Annotated in this window: 15 protein-coding genes and 1 pseudogene; 10 read left to right on the forward strand and 6 right to left on the reverse strand. The window is 58.5% G+C overall.

What is annotated here, in order from left to right; all coding sequences use genetic code 11:
* Positions 1-3: 3 nt before the first annotated feature.
* On the reverse strand, positions 4-804 hold the full coding sequence (locus K2Q04_RS17620) for a glycosyltransferase family 2 protein (RefSeq protein WP_291166009.1): 801 nt from the start codon (positions 802-804) through the stop codon (positions 4-6).
* 50 nt (positions 805-854) lie between these two features.
* Positions 855-2,168: an SLBB domain-containing protein gene (locus tag K2Q04_RS17625; protein ID WP_291166010.1), complete on the reverse strand. Its 1,314-nt coding sequence runs from the start codon at positions 2,166-2,168 to the stop codon at positions 855-857.
* An 886-nt stretch (positions 2,169-3,054) separates the two neighbouring features.
* Here K2Q04_RS17625 and cydD point away from each other — a divergent pair.
* The 6 genes from cydD to K2Q04_RS17655 all read left to right on the forward strand — a co-directional run bounded on the left by cydD (position 3,055) and on the right by K2Q04_RS17655 (position 12,141).
* Positions 3,055-4,719: a thiol reductant ABC exporter subunit CydD gene (cydD, locus tag K2Q04_RS17630; RefSeq protein WP_291166011.1), complete on the forward strand. Its 1,665-nt coding sequence runs from the start codon at positions 3,055-3,057 to the stop codon at positions 4,717-4,719.
* Positions 4,716-6,404, forward strand: coding sequence for a thiol reductant ABC exporter subunit CydC (cydC, locus tag K2Q04_RS17635; RefSeq protein ID WP_291166012.1), 1,689 nt, complete (start codon positions 4,716-4,718; stop codon positions 6,402-6,404). Before cydD ends, cydC begins: the two co-directional genes overlap by 4 nt.
* Before the next feature lie 77 nt (positions 6,405-6,481).
* On the forward strand, positions 6,482-8,059 hold the full coding sequence (locus tag K2Q04_RS17640; RefSeq protein ID WP_291166013.1) for a cytochrome ubiquinol oxidase subunit I: 1,578 nt from the start codon (positions 6,482-6,484) through the stop codon (positions 8,057-8,059).
* Between the two features lie 4 nt (positions 8,060-8,063).
* Positions 8,064-9,221, forward strand: coding sequence for a cytochrome d ubiquinol oxidase subunit II (cydB, locus tag K2Q04_RS17645; RefSeq protein ID WP_291166014.1), 1,158 nt, complete (start codon positions 8,064-8,066; stop codon positions 9,219-9,221).
* Positions 9,222-9,245: 24 nt separating this feature from the next.
* The gene (gene cydX / locus K2Q04_RS17650; protein WP_291166015.1) at positions 9,246-9,389 is read left to right on the forward strand and encodes a cytochrome bd-I oxidase subunit CydX; all 144 of its coding nucleotides are present in this window, start codon (positions 9,246-9,248) and stop codon (positions 9,387-9,389) included.
* A 253-nt stretch (positions 9,390-9,642) separates the two neighbouring features.
* A complete protein-coding gene (locus K2Q04_RS17655) occupies positions 9,643-12,141 on the forward strand; it encodes an EAL domain-containing protein (protein ID WP_291166016.1) in 2,499 nt (832 codons plus the stop codon).
* 491 nt (positions 12,142-12,632) lie between these two features.
* On the opposite strand, the gene K2Q04_RS17660 is transcribed toward K2Q04_RS17655, so the two are convergent.
* Complete coding sequence (locus tag K2Q04_RS17660; protein WP_291166017.1) at positions 12,633-13,109, reverse strand: VOC family protein; 477 nt, start codon at positions 13,107-13,109, stop codon at positions 12,633-12,635.
* Between the two features lie 9 nt (positions 13,110-13,118).
* Positions 13,119-13,582: pseudogene (locus tag K2Q04_RS17665) on the reverse strand (SRPBCC family protein).
* Positions 13,583-13,717: 135 nt separating this feature from the next.
* Between K2Q04_RS17665 and K2Q04_RS17670 the strand changes: the two are divergent.
* From K2Q04_RS17670 to K2Q04_RS17685, 4 genes are all read left to right on the forward strand, one after another.
* Entirely contained in the window at positions 13,718-14,107 is a 390-nt protein-coding gene (locus K2Q04_RS17670) for a YciI family protein (protein ID WP_291166018.1), read from the forward strand.
* A 1-nt stretch (position 14,108) separates the two neighbouring features.
* Positions 14,109-15,362, forward strand: a complete 1,254-nt coding sequence (locus K2Q04_RS17675; protein ID WP_291166019.1) for an RNA polymerase sigma factor — start codon at positions 14,109-14,111, stop codon at positions 15,360-15,362.
* Between the two features lie 70 nt (positions 15,363-15,432).
* Complete coding sequence (locus tag K2Q04_RS17680) at positions 15,433-15,843, forward strand: VOC family protein (protein ID WP_291166020.1); 411 nt, start codon at positions 15,433-15,435, stop codon at positions 15,841-15,843.
* Positions 15,844-15,922: 79 nt separating this feature from the next.
* A complete protein-coding gene (locus K2Q04_RS17685) occupies positions 15,923-16,276 on the forward strand; it encodes a hypothetical protein (protein ID WP_291166021.1) in 354 nt (117 codons plus the stop codon).
* A 41-nt stretch (positions 16,277-16,317) separates the two neighbouring features.
* Here K2Q04_RS17685 and K2Q04_RS17690 read toward each other — a convergent pair whose 3' ends face one another.
* Positions 16,318-16,644, reverse strand: a complete 327-nt coding sequence (locus K2Q04_RS17690; RefSeq protein WP_291166022.1) for a plastocyanin/azurin family copper-binding protein — start codon at positions 16,642-16,644, stop codon at positions 16,318-16,320.
* A gap of 12 nt (positions 16,645-16,656) precedes the next feature.
* Positions 16,657-17,184 (reverse strand): DUF4142 domain-containing protein, encoded by a 528-nt coding sequence (locus tag K2Q04_RS17695; protein WP_291166023.1) that lies wholly within the window; start codon positions 17,182-17,184, stop codon positions 16,657-16,659.
* Between the last annotated feature and the right edge of the window lie 33 nt (positions 17,185-17,217).

A 17,217-nucleotide genomic window follows, 5' to 3' on the forward strand; every position in this document is an offset into this window, starting at 1 on the left:
CGATCAGGATTTAAAAAAGCCATTTACGGTCGACGAGGCGTTCAGCTGAGTTGGCGAAGCTTGCCGGCGGAACATCTCTTTCATAATTGTCCAGAGCACCCGGAAGCCGTCGGTAAATGCATTGAGATTGCTTTGCCCGTGCACCCGGTTCTTTTCGAAAGAGGGAATTTCGACAATCTTCACGCCCGATCTGAGCGCACTGAGATTCAAAGCGGTCTCAATCTCGAAGCCGTCGCAGGCGATATTCAACAGCGGCAAATGCTTCTTCCAGAAGGCATTGTAACCGTAGCAAAGATCAGAAAAGCCGGAGCCATATAATACGCGAACAATATGCGTGAGCGCCCAATTGCCCAGCATGCGAAAGATCGACATGTCCTCAGTGCCGCCGCCCTGGATAAAACGTGACCCCTTCACGAAGTCGGCGCCCGACATCAAAGCGGCAACGAACAAAATCAATTCGTCGGCGCTCATCGAGCCATCGGCGTCGATGGACACGATTATATCGCCGGTAGCCGCGCCAAAGCCCGCTCTGAGCGCCGCACCCTTCCCTTTTTTCGGCTCTTCGAGAATGCGAACCGCATGATGCAATGAGAGCGCAACCTCGCGCGTGTTGTCGGTTGATCGGCCATCGACGATGATGATTTCGTGTATCCATGCAGGCATTTTGGCGAAGACAATCGGAAGATTGTTGGCCTCGTTCAGCGTCGGCATGACGACGCTGACCTTGGGAATGTCGAGCTTGCCTCCGGGAAACCTAAGCGGAGCGTCGGTGACAGCCTGAGAATGAATGGTGGCGATACTCAAGGACCTGACTCCAGGAACGCGGAAGGAATACGGAAAATTAGGTAGAGCCTTTACATCGGGGATTTGCTGACCGGCGGATTGACCAGCACGCGGACGAGATCCCCGGGATTGACGGACTCCATCCCTGTCGCATTGATGACTTGCCGGTTTGTCCTCGGACCCCGAACGATCTGGAACATCGTTGCACCGTCGGTGCCATCGTCATTGATTGCCAACGCCGTCCGCATCGCATCGAGCGCACCGCTACTCGCAGACGTCGTGCTGGAGGCCTCGGCGATCTGAGACTGCAGATCCACGATCTGCTGCTGCAGATCGATTTTTGTCTGGTTCTCGAATGTCAGCTTGTCTTTTTCCAGTTGCGAAACCTTCGCCTCTGCCGCGTGAAGAGCGACTGCCGTTTCCTGGGCACGCGCCTTTGTATCGCCGAGCTCCGCCGCAACTTGCGAACGCAATGGCCGGCCGATCTTGTCGCCCAGACTGTCTATATCGGCGAGCCTTTGTGTTCTGACGGAAATGCCGGATTCGACCTGATCCCGAAGTCTTTGATGACTTGCCAATTCGTCACGCGCTGACTGAAGAGACGCGGCAAGGTTAGCGGCCTGAGCTTGGCTATTGCGCAGCGCCAATTGACGGACAGAGTTCTCTGAAGCGATGAGACCGAAAGCCTCGCTGTCGCTGCACAATCGCAGAAGATTTCGAGACGGAGCAGCCGTTGTCCCATCGCGCTCGGCTTCGAGAACATTCAACTTAGCCCACAGCCTCTTCAGGCGGTCGCCTGTCTTCTGCTTCGTCTCGACTTCACGGATCGCCTGCAGCATGTGGTCGAGATCGACCGATGTCCGTTCAAAGCCGCCAGCCAACGCCACGACGTGAAATACCGTCAGACCTTCCGTGAATTTATAATAGCCCGGCTTTTTCACCGGCCCGACGACATAGACAGGCCGGCGATTGATCGTGACGCTCATGAATGCAAAACGGCCGACGAGTTGTTCGAAGGCTTTCTTCGCGTCTTCTTCGAATTGAGCGACCGTACGCTTGGCGACTGGGAAAGCGCCGAGAAGCGGAATAATGACAGTGCCATCTTCGTGGACTTCATACTCTCCCGACAACTCCGTCCGCTGCTGGAAGCTGATTGCAGGTCGTTTGGAAAAGCTTCTTGCCGACCATTTGTCTTCCTCATTGATCAGCCGCTCATAGAACGCGACCTGCAGCGTGTCGCCGATCGAAACCAAGGAATTGTCGCCGGGCCGAGTTACGGGTTGTGCCGGCGGTTCCCATCGATCGAGGAACTTTGGTGTTGTCACCGAAGCAATCTCCTCCTTGCCGCTGAGGCTCGGCGTCGTGCTGATGGCGGTCGACCGCATCAGGCTCGGCTCTAAAAATTTTGGATAGGCAATCCAGGCAAAAACCGTAAGGAAAACCAGAGGAAACATCAGATTGAATAATGAGGATGCACGACGCACAACGCTCAGCAGCATATTCAATACCTTTTCAGGCTTTGGACAGTGAACGAAAACGACGTCGCGACCGGCAGCACTGTGGGCGATCTCAAGAGACCGAAATGCTTCCACTAATTGCTTGACCTACTCGCCGTGTTAGCGCTGCTGTCGTTTCTGACAGGACCCGGCAGGCCAATTCCGGTGCGCTGAATAGAAAGTAAATTGCGGGCGCTAGAGATTGGGAGACACGGGCCGCGCAAACCCCAATTGCGAATTGACGACGATCGCGAATCGGCTGGTCTGATGCTGACGGTTATTTCGCCTCATGATTACGCCGTATATTTTTCAATACGGCGCTTTCAGCGACGTTCGAAGCAGCTTCAACAAACGCCGCCCATGTAGATGGATCTCTTCAGTAAATCGCCACTTACGGACTACTTATCAACGGCGCGAGAACTACAGCGATTGTGACAAGAGATTTTCAGGCCGAATATCTCCAGCACACCCCCCCAGAAAGGTAAGCAACACGCTTACCCGCGCGTCGGACTAATTTCTATCAGGACCGATAGAGATTGGCCGTTGGACTGGCCGCCGTATCGAGAGGCCCTCGCTTGAGATCGCTGAGGTGACCCCCGCGACGCGATCAGCCAAAGTATCGCAGTTATCCCTCATCAAACATGTTGCCGCGCGACGCGTGAACACCATTGATATTGGTCAATGCTCTGGACCGGGCTATGTAGAACTGATCCGGCTGGAAAGATTCGGGCAATGGCGCTGCTTGCCGCCGCGGCCCGTCGGGAGAAGACAAGAAGTGTCAGGTCCTTTGGACATCGCCACGAACAAAGCAAGCGCAGCACTTCAGATCGCAGCATCGTTACTGTGGTTGCCCCAGGCGGCGTTGATCGCCGTCGCGATCGGCGACATTGCAAATGCTGCTGATTCTGAGCGCATCGGCTGGCTTGCCCTTGGTGTTCTTGTAATCGGGATATTGAGGGCCTTTTTTGAAAGTACGGGCAGCCGTATGGCGTTCCGTACAGCGCGCGCGGCCGTGACCACATCCAGAAATGGAGTGGTCACCGCACTCGCGGCTCACTCCCCGCTCGACCAAGCGCGTCCGGCGTCTGGTCGCGCAGCGAGCGTGGTCGTCGAACAGGCCGAGATGATCGTGCCTTATCTCGCACGCTTCGAAATCGCGAGAATGCGGGCAGTTTTCGTACCGGTTGTTATCTTTGTATCTGTCCTGACGCTCTCTTGGGCAGCAGCTGTTGTGCTGCTCATCGCTGCGCCGCTCATTCCGATTTTCATGGCGCTGATTGGCTGGCGCGCTCAGCAAGCGAGCGAGGCACAGCTCATCGAAACGGGCGGCATGAACGCATTCCTTCTCGACCGGCTGCGCGGCATCGCGACCATCCGCTCCCTCGACGCTGTCGACGTGACGGCACGCAGGCTTCGCGCCGACGCTGAAAGTTTGCGCCAACGAACGATGGCCGTACTCAAAATCGCATTTCTGTCATCGGCCGTTCTCGAGCTTTTTTCGGCTCTCGGCGTTGCGATGGTCGCTGTCTACGTCGGATTTCATCTGCTCGGCCAATTGGGTTTTGGCACCTGGGGTGCCCCATTGAGTTTGAGCGAAGGACTTTTCATTCTCCTGCTTGCACCGGCCTTCTTCGAGCCTCTGCGTGAACTCTCGTCTGCCTGGCATGACCGCGCCGCCGGCCGCGCCGCCCGCGAGGAACTCACGCGCTTGGCGACGACGAATGGACCCAGAATGCTCGGCACCGGTTGTGACGTTCAACGGACCGCGCACGTTGAACGCCCCGCACCCGCCGTTTACATCAAGGACTTGAGCTTTCGATATCCGGCAAGCGAAACACCCGTATTCGATCACTTTGACCTATCCGTTGCACCCGGCGAACACGTGGCGCTGTTAGGTCCAAGCGGCTCAGGCAAGTCTACGCTTCTTGCGCTGTTGGCTGGCCTTACGACTTCGACATCCGGCGCTATCGCCATCGGCGGCTACCCGCTCACTGACGAATCCGCTGCAGCTTTACGGGAAAGCATCGCTTGGATCGGCCAGCGGCCGCACGTCTTTGCGGGAACACTTGCCAGCAATATTACCCTCGGACGGAGCAGCGATCCCGAGAACGTCGCGAGCGCGTTGCACTTTGCGAGACTCGATGAAATCGCCAAGGTGCGCGGCTTGACCACCGTCGGTGAAAACGGCATCGGACTTTCGGGCGGCGAAGCGCTACGTCTCGCGCTCGCGCGTATCGCGGCCAGCGCCAATGTCGCCCTTATCCTCGGCGATGAGCCGACCGCGCATCTCGATGCCGTTACGGCGCAAGAGATCACGGACAACCTGCTGACTCTCGCCCGCAACAAGACGCTCATCGTGGCGACCCACGACCTGAGGCTCGCGGCGCGCATGGATCGGATCGTCGACTTCCGCCACTTACGCCTGGAGAAGGCGGCATGAGCAGGACCTTTGATGACCTGAAACCCGTTCTCGAACTTTTTTGGCGCGGGCCGCGCCGGAAGCTTCTCCTTGGAATGCTGATCAGTGCCGCGACCATTCTGAGTGGCATCGCTTTGCTCGGACTCTCGGGTTGGTTCATCACAGCGACGGCAATCGCGGGTATGAGCGCAGCGACGGCGCTCGCATTCGATGTCTTTTCTCCCTCCGCTGGCATTCGGTTCTTTGCGCTTGCACGAACGGCGAGCCGATACGGCGAGCGCTTGATTACCCACGATGCCACGCTCGGCACTCTTGCCGAACTGCGCGAGCGCCTTTTCCGGGGGTCGTCCGAAAGGCGTGCCGCGGAAGAACTACGCATGCGTCCCGCGAAGCTTCTGTTTCGCATCACGCAGGATGTCGACGCGCTCGATTCTCTTTATTTGCGCGTACTGGTGCCGTTGGGCGCGGCGTTCGCCGCTGCTTTGGCCATCGGTATCGCCCTTGGACTTCTTCACCCCATCGTCGGCATCGCAGCCGGTGCTTTTCTCATCGCGACAGGCCTCGCGGTTCCCCTTTTAGCCGCACACGCTGCTGAACGCCCAGCCCGGCGCCGCGCTCATGCGCTCGAAGTGTTGCGCTCGCGCGTGATCGATCTTGTTTCCGGCCAAACGGAACTCGTCATGGCCGGACGGCTAACAGCTCAATGCCGAAAGATCGCCGACGCCGACAGAAAACTGGCTGACGCCGATGATCGGCTGAATCTCGTCGAAACAGGAGTTGCAGCCGCATTCGGAATAGCGAACGCCGTTCTGATCGCGGCGATGCTTCTCGTCGTTACAGCACTCGCAAAATCCGGCGACATCAGCGCTCCGGTTGCATCTTTTGCCGTGCTGATTGTCGTCGCCGCACTTGAGCCCTTCGCCGCTTTGCGTCGTGGTGCGATCGAACTCGGGCGGACGCGTCTCGCCGCGCGACGCATCGGCCCGCGTCTTTCGATAGAAACGTCCCCGCAGCGTTCCGATCCGCCGAACGGGATAGCCGTAAGCTTGGATCGTGTGTCTGTCCGGCATGAACACGCGCCTCAATCGCTGCTCCGCGGGCTTTCGCTGTCACTTCGGAGCGGCGAGCGGTTGGCTCTGATCGGAGAGAGCGGAGCCGGAAAGTCGACACTGTTGGGAGTAATTGCCGGCGAGATCCCGATTGAGAACGGCAGCATCAAGAGCGTTCCGGGAACTTTGCTGACGCAGCGGACCGAGCTCTTCGCGGATTCGCTGCGGGATAATCTACGCCTCGCTGATCCCAATGCCGATGACAGCGAGATTTCGCAAGCACTCACCGCGGCCGGATTGGGCGCCTATATCGCGGGACAGCCGAATGGCCTCGATACGCGGCTCGGCGAAGGTGGCCTCGGTCTTTCCGGTGGTGAAGCGCGCCGCCTCGCGCTTGCGCGCCTCTTTCTGCGCGACACACCTCTTTGGCTTTTGGATGAACCGACCGAAGGCCTTGATGGCGCAACCGCTCGCGACGTCATCGGGCGCCTCAAGGCCAACGCAAACGGTCGCACGCTCGTCATTGCGACTCACATACAGCGGGAAGCCGAAATCGCAGACCGGCTGCTGATCATGAAACGAGGGCACGTTGTTGCGAGCCCACGACGCGGCGAGGCGGCTTTCGAGACCGCGCTAGCGGCGTTGCGACAGGATTGAAAGAACAGAACCAACGGCGTCCGGTTTGACGCCGTCAATTCGAAAGGGGGCCGGCTGTAAGGCCGGACAAAAAGCAGATGGAACTCGACATCGTCGCGCTGTCGCGCCTGCAATTCGCGGTGACCGCACTTTATCATTTTCTATTCGTACCGTTGACGCTTGGTCTTTCCGTCCTCCTCGCCATCATGGAGACGGTCTACGTGATGACCGGCAGAACCATCTGGCGGCAGATGACGAAGTTCTGGGGCACGCTCTTCGGCATCAACTTCGTTCTCGGTGTCGCGACCGGCCTCGTCATGGAATTTCAGTTCGGCATGAACTGGAGCTACTATAGTCACTACGTCGGCGACATATTCGGCGCACCGCTCGCCATCGAGGGGCTGATGGCCTTCTTCCTCGAAGCGACGTTCGTCGGCCTTTTCTTTTTCGGCTGGGACAGGCTTTCGAAGGTCGGGCATCTGATGGCGACGTGGGCCGTTGCGATCGGCTCCAACTTGTCAGCGCTTTGGATTCTCATTGCGAACGGCTGGATGCAGAACCCGGTCGGCTCGGCATTCAACCCGCAAACGATGCGGATGGAAGTCACGGACTTTTTCGAGGTTTTGTTCAACCCGGTCGCCCAAGCGAAGTTCGTGCATACCGTTTCGGCGGGCTACGTCACCGCTTCCATATTCGTCCTCGGTGTTTCCGCCTGGTACTTATACAATCGGCGTTACGTCGATCTCGCCAAGCGCTCGATGACGGTCGCGGCATCGTTCGGGCTTGCGTCTGCCCTGTCCGTCGTCGTGCTCGGCGACGAAAGTGGCTACCTGTCGACGGAGCATCAGAAGATGAAGCTCGCCGCGATCGAGGCGATGTGGAAGACCGAACCCGCTCCGGCCGCGTTCACCCTCTTCGGATTCCCCGACCAGGAAACACGTGAAACTCACTTCGCCGTGCACATCCCTTGGGTTATGGGTTTGATCGGCACGCGCTCGTTGACGACCCAAATTCCCGGTATCGAAGATCTTGTCGAGCACGCAAAGGTTCGCATCCGGCAAGGCATTTCCGCCTACGACGCCGTCCAGCAGATCCGCGCGGCGAGCGATCAGTCGGCCGTTCCGCAAGCGGCACGCGACACGCTCGAGAAAAATGGCCGAGATCTCGGCTACGCTCTACTCTTGAAGCGCTATGTCGATGATCCGCGCAAAGCAACGGACGCCCAGATCGATAAAGCTGCGTGGGACACGGTGCCGAGCGTCCCTTCCCTCTTCTGGTCGTTCCGCATCATGGTGGGTCTCGGCTTCTTCTTCATCCTGCTGACGGGCACGTTCTTCTACCTGTCGGCGCGGCGCAGGCTCGACCATTACCCATGGCTTCTGCGACTAGCCGTATTTGCCATACCACTTCCGTGGATCGCAGCCGAACTCGGGTGGGTCGTAGCGGAATTCGGCCGGCAACCTTGGATCATCGAAGGGATTCTGCCGACCGCAGCAGCCGTTTCGAGCCTCGGCGCCATGACCGTTCTCCTGACGCTGCTCGGTTTCATCGTGATCTATACCGTTCTCTTCATCATCGAGATGGGCCTTATGTTGCGCGCCATTCAAAGCGGCCCCAAGCCTGATGATGAACCCGAAGCCGTTCTCGTTCCTCCTTCACTCATCGCTGCGGAGTAGACAAATGATCCTCCACCAACTCATCGATTACGAAACCCTCCGCATCATCTGGTGGCTTCTTCTCGGCGTGCTCCTGATCGCATTTGCGGTCACCGACGGCTTCGATCTCGGAACCGCAACCCTATTGCCGTTCGTTGGGAAAACCGACCTTGAACGCCGGGTCGTCATCAACAGCATCGGTCCGACGTGGGAGGGCAATCAGGTCTGGTTGATCCTCGCCGGCGGCGCGATCTTCGCGGCATGGCCGCCGCTCTACGCTGTTTCGTTCTCCGGCTTCTATCTTGCGATGTTCGCGATCCTCTTCGCCCTTATCCTGAGGCCGGTGGGGTTCAAGTACCGGTCAAAACGAGAAGACGCGACCTGGCGCACCGCCTGGGACTGGGCGCTGTTCGTGGGTGGCGCCGTACCGTCGCTGATTTTCGGCGTCGCGGTCGGCAACGTCCTCAAAGGCGTACCGTTTCACTTCAACGACGAATTGCGCATCTTCTACGAAGGGACGACCCTGTTCGAACTGCTCAATCCATTCGCCTTGCTCTGCGGAATTCTGTCAGTTGCAATGCTCGTTATGCACGGTTCGGCGTGGCTCACGTTGAAAACCAAAGGTGTCGTGGCGGATCGCGCCCGAGGTTATGGCAAAATCGCCGCCCTTGCGACCGCCGTCCTCTTCATCCTCGGCGGCGTTGCGCTTTGGGCTGGCATTGACGGCTATCACATCACGAGCACGGTGAACCCGCTCGGTCCCTCGAATCCGTTGGCAAAGACAGTCGCGAAGGTGCCCGGAGCATGGTTTGATAACTACGGTTCGCATCCCTGGATGATGCTTGCTCCATTGCTCGGCATAGCCGGCGCGGCTGCAGCGTTTGTCTTCATGGGTGCGCGCCGCGAGATCGCTGCGATCCTTGCAACCTCGCTTTCGATCTTCGGCATCATCGCGACGGTCGGGCTCTCGATGTTTCCGTTCATCCTGCCGTCGTCCATCGATCCGCGATCGAGCCTGACTGTCTGGGATTCCTCATCGAGCCACATGACGCTTTTCATCATGCTGGTGGTGGCGGTGATCTTCGTGCCGACCGTCATCGCATATACGACCTGGGTCTATCACGTGATGTGGGGCAAGGTTGACGAAAAGGCGATCCGCGACGATCGCGGCCACGCGTACTGAGACCAACGAAAGGAGAGATTGATCATGTGGTATTTCGCTTGGCTGCTCGGTCTGCCGCTCGCCGCCGCCTTCGCCGTGCTCAATGCAATGTGGTACGAGCTGATGGAGGACGCCGCAGCGGCCCGCACCCGCCCAGCGCCAACTGCTGGCAGCGGTAAAAGAAAGTAGAACGTCTCACGATTTCGGGGGCGCTGCCTTCACTGAGAAAACCTTCAGCGACTTTCACGGCTGAGCGAATGCATACGTCGCATTTGCTCAGCCCGCAGCTCGACTGAAACCAACCAGGCGCTTTTTCCTACGACGCAGCGGCCGTCATAAAACAGTCATACAAGAACAAAAATACCTCGCCCTTTCAATGCATTAGTAAATCCAAAACACTTTTTGCCTAATGGCGTACCGGGGCCACCGGTACATTCACGCCATGAAATTCACGACCACCTTTTCTTTCGGCATCGCTGCAAAAGCTGCATTGCTCATCGTCACCCTCGGCGCACTTTCTGCATTGGCCAATTGGTATGTCCTGCACAGCGCGCAAAGCCTCGATCACGTCAATCGGACGATGGTCGAACGTGTAGCGCCCGCCCGCCTCGCATTGGCCGAAGCCAAGGCCGCTTTGAACAATGTCGGCCTGGCAGCCTACAAAAGCATGGCCGCCTCAGAACCCGAGGCGGCACGCGCATCAAGCAATGAGATCGCAAATCAAATCGCCGCGGTGCGCCAGTGGCTGCACGCGGTTTCCGACTATTTCCCAGCGCGCACCCAAGATAGCGACGTTATTCGGGACAAGCTCCGGCACGTCGAAGCGACTGCACGTCAGATCCGTGACGCCATAGAGTCTGGCGACAAACAGCGTCGCATCGATGAGAAGCTTGATCTCCGCTTCGAGGCCGCACTCGACGACACGCTTGCACAGATGAACCGCCTCACGAACATTCTGGGCGGAGAATCCCGAGAAACGCTGGCTGAGGCACAGAACGAGCAGGCCCGCGAGTTGAGTATCATTATCGCGGCACTGGCAATGGGCACGATCCTCATCGTCATGCTGGCACTTGCGCTCGCACACTATTCCGTAGCTCGCCCGTTGCGGCGGCTTAGTGAAACGGCACTACGCATTCGCGAGGGCGGTGCACGTACTCTTCCACACGGAGATCGCACCCTCGTTCGCGCCGACGAGATCGGCACGCTCGCACGCTCCTTCCAATCGATGATCGCCAAACTCGCGGCTGCACAGGAAACCTTGGCCGTTCAATACGCGCGCGTCGACGCCGCGATCAACAACCTACCCCAGGGCCTCTGCATGTTCGATGCCGAGCAGAATCTGATCGTCTGCAACCGCCGTTATGCCGAGCTCTATGAATTAAAGCCCGAACACACCGTGACCGGCACGCCGCTTCGTACGATTCTTCAGGCTCGCCACGCAAACGGCCGCCTTCCCCAGGCCGAAGGCTTCTCCGCAGACGACCGCATAGCGGCGGTTCGGGAACGCAAGCCCATCTACACAGTCGATGAGCTTGCAGGCGGCCAGTTCATCGCGATCTCCCATCAACCCATGCTCGATGGCGGGTCGGTCGCTATTCACGAGGACATCACGGAACGCCGGGAGATCGACGCAAAGATCTCCCATATGGCCCATCATGATGCCCTGACCGATCTGCCCAACAGACTGCGCTTCCGCGAGGCGATGGAAGTCGCGCTGAAAGGCGTTGAGCACGGACGTAGCGTCTCAACTTTGTGTCTCGACCTTGATCACTTCAAAACCGTCAATGACACGCTAGGCCACCCCGTGGGCGATGCATTGCTCCAGGCGGTGGCAGACAGGTTGCGTGCATGCGTTAGGAAGCACGACCTCGTCGCGCGACTTGGAGGCGACGAATTCGCCATCGTGCAAGTCGACGCGGACCAACCTCACGGCGCCACGATCCTCGCTCAGCGCATCATTGCAGAATTGAGCGCGCCCTTTGAAGTGCTTGGCCACCAGGTTGTCGTCGGCGTGAGCATCGGCATCGCAATGGCGCCGGAAGATGGAGAAACCGCTGACCAGCTGATCAAAAATGCTGACATGGCCATGTACAAAGCGAAGGAGGCAGGCCGCGCCACCTATCACTTCTTCGAACCCGGGATGGATGCCAAGCTGCAAGAACGCCGTGCGCTCGAGGTCGATCTACGCAAGGCAATCGAAATGGACGAGCTCGAGCTTTATTATCAGCCTTTGATCCATCTCGAAACCAATGAAGTCAGCGGATTTGAAGCCCTCATCCGCTGGCAGCACCCGACTCGGGGAATGGTCTCTCCGGCCGATTTCATTCCGCTCGCTGAAGAGACCGGCCTGATCGGCGCCATCGGAAACTGGGTGTTGAACCGCGCCTGTGCCGATGCGACGGCATGGCCATCTCACATCAAGGTCGCCGTCAATCTCTCGCCTTTACAGTTCAAGAACAACGCGCTCGTGCTTCAGGTGGTCGCTGCATTGGGGAACTCCGGGCTCTCGGGCCAGCGCCTCGAACTCGAAATTACCGAAACGGTCATGCTGCATGATACCGATTCAACGATCGCAATGCTCAATGATCTGCGCGCACTGGGCGTTCGCATTTCGATGGATGACTTCGGCACCGGATATTCGAGCCTCGGCTACCTGCGCAAATTTCCATTCGACAAAATCAAGATAGACCGGTCGTTCATACAGGATCTCTCCGCCAACCCGGATTCGATCGCCATCGTGCGAGCGGTTGCAAACATCGGAAGCGCACTTGGCATGGCGACGACAGCCGAAGGCGTCGAAACCGAAGCGGAACTCGCGCAGCTTCGCCATGAAGGCTGCACCGAGGTTCAGGGCTATCTGTTCAGCAAGCCTCGGCCGGCGAGAGACATTCTTCCTCTCTTGGCGCGGCAGACATCCACGTTGGAGCAGGTGGCGGTTTGACTGAAATCAGCGCCGTAGACAATCTAGCGCCCGCGAGGCACCGTATGCCACCGAACGCATACGTCGCCATGCCACCGTCGGCATCTGCGTAGTTCACGTCGGACGTGGCGAAGGGTGGTCCGTGCGACGCAGACGCCATTAACGCGTACCCTGCCCGGGCCGCATCCTTCCCGTACTTGCAGGATCCCGCCGTCCGGCTGATGAAGCGGCGCGAGCGGAATCGCATGCGCAGATGTTGAGACGGCCAAAGCAAAAGCAACAGCGAACAACCTGATCATTTTCATTCTCCACGTCGCGCCGTTCTCGAACGCAATCGAGCCTTTGCTCGATTGGCTCAGCCACCTGTTGGCACAGCGCCAACAGGTGAGTGAAAACTCACGACACTCCTCAATCGTCAAAGCAATCAAGGGGAAGAACGGGCTATGGTGATTGCGTTGCTTGCGAAGCGGCTCAGCTTTGAGGCGATTGGACTTGTATTTTCTCACCGCCCGTTAAGTTTGCGACCCTGCGCCAGCGTCCTTGAGCGCTTGGATATCGACTTTGGTCATCCCCATTATCGCGGCCATCACCTTGCCGCCGTTCGCACCGCTGATGAGGTCGGGCAGACCCGCATAGTTGATCTGCCATGACAGGCCGAAGCGATCTTTGAGCCAGCCACAGACACTATAGCTGCCGCCTTCACCCAGCGCCGACCACAGACGGTCGATATCCTCCTGCTCGGTACAATCGACAAGCAAGGAAAAGGCTTCGTCGAGCCTGAAGTTCGGTCCACCGTTGAGCGCAACGAGGCGCTGGCCTGCAATTTCGAAACCCACGACCATGGCGCTGCCTTTTTGTGCCGGCCCTGCATCACCGTAACGCGAGACATTCATAATTTTCGCGTTGGGGAACAATGAGACATAGAAATTTGCGGCGTCTTCAGCCTCGGTGTTGAACCACAGGAACGGCGTGATGCTTCTGATCGTCATGGCGGCCTCCTAGAGCGTTCGCGCCAAAGCTTCGAGCTGATCGGTGCATTGGCCCAGCCCTTATGAAAACCCATTTCCTCATGCTTTTTCTTGTCGGCCTCGCTCCAATGGCGCACGGTCGCGACATAGCGAGTCTTGTCGCCTTCAGGCTCGAAGGTGATGACAGCCACCATGAAAGGCTGCCCGTCGCGCGGCTGCCAATTGCCGGTGAAGGCATCGGTGAAAACGAGCTTCCGGTTGGGGACGACTTCCAGATACTGGCCGGTATTGGGCATGTCCTGGCCTTCGGGGCTACGCATCGTGATGCTGCTGGCGCCGCCCGGCCGCACATCGAACCGGGCTTCCGGTGTCGTCCACGGTTTAGGCGCGAACCACTGCTGCAAGAGGTCGGCCTCCGTCCAGCAACGGAACAGTTTGTCCGGAGATGCGTCGAGCAACCGGGTAAGAACGAGGTCGTAGGTGCCTTGTGTCATGCTTTGTCTCCAGCTTTCCGCACTAGGACGCCGCCAAGTTGGGCTGCCCGACACCGCCATGAAGATTTATTTTTTCGCGCTCCTGTCGGGACAGGGCATAGTGAGCCGTCCTCGGGACGCTGCAAAGGAAACGCCATGCTCTACACCCTGCTTTGTTACAACAAGGAAGATGTCGTCTGGTCCTGGAGCAAGGAGGAAGACGATGCCGTCATGAACCGACTGAATGTGGTCCATGAAAGACTTGTGAAGGAGGGCAAGCTCGGCCCCGCCCTGCGCCTGTTGCCGACCACGGCCGCAACGACCCTCCGCGGGCCCGACATGGTCATCGATGGTCCCTTCGCCGAAACGAAAGAACAGCTGCTCGGCTTCTATGTGATCGACGTCCCGGACCTTGATGCGGCCCTCGCTGTCGCGCGTGAGCTTTCCGCCGCGAACCCCACGAGTGTGTACGAGATCCGCCCCGTCGCCTTGTATCTGCCGGAGGCCCGGCCCAACGCACCCAAGGATCGCATCAAGGCCTATTGAGATGAACGAGGTGATCCATGACCCCGCCTGGATTCATGGCGCGCTGACAGCCGCAAGGCCTCAGGCCGTCGCGGCGTTGCTACGCTATTTCCGCGACATGGACATAGCCGAAGAGGCTTATCAGGAAGCCTGCTTGCGCGCGCTGAAAAGCTGGCCTCAGAAAGGGCCGCCCCGCGATCCGACGGCTTGGTTGATTCTGGTCGGGCGCAACGCGGCGCTCGACGGCGCGCGCAAACGCAGCCGCGATGTCGAACTCCCCTCCCCCGATATCATCTCAGACCTCGAAGACGCCGAGGCGCCGCTGATCGATCGGCTGGATGGTTCGCACTATCGCGACGATGTACTCAGGCTGTTGTTTATCTGCTGTCATCCTGAGCTTCCGGCGACGCAGCAGATCGCATTGGCATTACGCATCGTCTCGGGCCTGACCGTGGCCCAAATCGCCCGCGCCTTCCTCGTGAGCGATGCAGCGATGGAACAGCGCATCACGCGCGCCAAAGCCCGCATCGCAAAAGCCGATGTGCCATTCGAGTCGCCCGGTCCCATCGAACGCTCAGAACGACTCGCGGCGGTCGCCGCCATGATCTACCTGCTGTTCAACGAAGGATATTCGTCGGGAAACGATCCAGACCGCGCGCCGCTTTGTGACGAGGCGATCCGGTTGGCGCGACTGCTCCTGCGCCTCTTCCAGACCGAACCGGAAATGATGGGGCTGATTGCGCTGATGCTCTTGCAGCAGTCTCGGTTGCCGGCGCGCTTTGATGAAGACGGCGAAGCCGTCCTCCTCGAAGATCAAGACCGCACGCGCTGGAACGCCAAGCTGATCAGCGAAGGATTGGCTCTGATCGACAAGGCGATGCGTCACAACCGTCCGGGTCCTTACCAGGTGCAGGCAGCCATTGCCGCAATACACGCCCGGGCAGCCACGGCCGCCGATACCGAATGGGCCGGAATAGATGCACTCTATGCGGCGCTCGAAAGGATGCAGCCCTCGCCCGTCATCACGTTGAACCGCGCCGTCGCGACAGCCAAGCTGCACGGCCCGGAAGCCGGCCTCACGATGATCGCACCCCTGGAAAAAGCATTATCCGGCTATTTTCATTATTTCGGCGCACGCGGCGCATTTCTGTTGCAGCTCGGACGTTCCACTGAAGCCCGCACCGATTTCGACCGCGCCATCGCACTCGCTGGAACGCCCGCGCAAGCCGCCCACATTCGCCGTCACATCGATCGGCTGATGCAAGAACCGAGATAAAATTTCGCGAGAAGGGTGTCGGATCGGCGCCTGCACGTCCGTCCTAGAGACGCAGCACAAGGAGGTTTTGATGTCCGACTATCCCCACCCGCAGGTTAAAGGTGGCGCCGTTTGCTATCTTTCCGTCGACGGCGCCATGAAAGCCGTTGAGTTCTACAAGAAGGCGTTCGCCGCCGAAGTTGCATGGGTTATGCCGCCTGATGAGAAGGGTCGCACGATGCACGCTCATCTCTACATCAACAACGCGTCCATAATGATGAGCGATTGCTATCCCGAGCACGGCCATCCTTGGGTCCCACCCGCGGGCTTCAGCGTCATGCTCAAGGTCGATGACGCCGATCGTTGGTATAATCGAGCCGTCGACGCCGGCTGCACCGCCATTATGCCTGTCGCCAACATGTTCTGGGGCGATCGCTACGGTCAGTTGAAAGATCCGTTCGGCGTCCTCTGGGCGGTCAACGGTCCTCTGACGAAGGAATAACAGAGAGCGACACCGGATGTTCGGCGGATCGATAGATGCCTGAACATCCGCACCGAAATCCAATCATTGGAGCATCGATATGAAAACCTATCTCGCCATATTCCTTGGCAGTGCGGAAGCGATGGATGCGTGGAAGAAACTACCCGAAGCCGAGCGCAATGAGCGAGGGCAGAAGGGCATCGCGGGGTGGCACAAATGGGTCTCAGACCACAAAGACTCCATCGCAGAAATGGGATCGCCTCTCGGCAAAACGAAGCGAACGGACAAGAATGGCGTTTCTGATACCCGCAACGACATGGGCGCATGGACGCTCGTGAAGGCGAATTCGCAGGACGAAGCCGCCAAATTGTTCCTCAACCATCCGCATTTCATGATTTTCCCGGGCGATCGGGTGGAAGTGATGGAGTGCTTGCCTATCCCCAGCGCGCAATGATCCAAGCTTAACGCGCTGACCAGAAATGCGGAACATCCACGTCACCGCTTGGCGCTGACGCGGATGGTTCCTGTCATCCCGGGATGCACACGACAGAAATATGTGATCGTCGCAGCGTGATCGAGCTGCACCTGTCCCGACTTGCCAGCCGGAACCATGACATCCCACTCTCCGCTCTTTGCGGTGGCGGTATGATCGATGAAATCCTCGTTCACCCATTCGACTGTATCGCCGACATTCACGGTTATTTCCGCGGGAACAAATGCGAGATCGCTAATTTTAACTTGTACAATCTCTCCCGCCGGCGCCGCTACGGCCAAAGCTTGCGCCAAGACAATCAAGGCCGCACGGCGCCCAACGAACAGCATAAGATGCTCCTATCAATGAAGCGCATTCGCAAGGTGCTCTGCATGCTCCAGGTGGCCGGTGAATATTTTGAGGCCGGTCTGTAGCAGGCTCTTGAGTTCGAGGTTGTCGGACGACGGAATGAGAGTGGATTGAAGAGCGCCGTCGACGGTCTTGTGATAGGCGACCTCGTTGTCGATGTAACTCTTGTCGAAGTCCGGACCCGACAGCTTCGCGAGCTCCGCCTGCTTTTCACTCGATTGTTTGACTAGACCTTTGCTGGTGTCATTGTCCTCGGGAGTAACGCCGAGCTTCTTCACAAGAGCCAACGCCTTATCGTTCACAGCCTGGTGATCCCGCACCATGTCGTTGGCAAACGCGAGAATCTCGGCATTTTTGGATTTCTTCAAAGCCAGCTGAGCTGCTTTGATATCAAGGTCGCCTGCCGTATACGCGACGTGCGCGATCTGTGCGTCTGATGGTTTATCGGCTGCATGAACCGGCGTCGTCACAGCCACCAATACGATAGCAGCAGCGACGCCGCTGATCTCAATCATTCGCATTTTTAAAACCTCCGGGATCGTCTTGCCGTGAGT

The organism is Hyphomicrobium sp., from assembly GCF_019753045.1.
Taxonomy (GTDB): Bacteria; Pseudomonadota; Alphaproteobacteria; order Rhizobiales; family Hyphomicrobiaceae; genus Hyphomicrobium_B.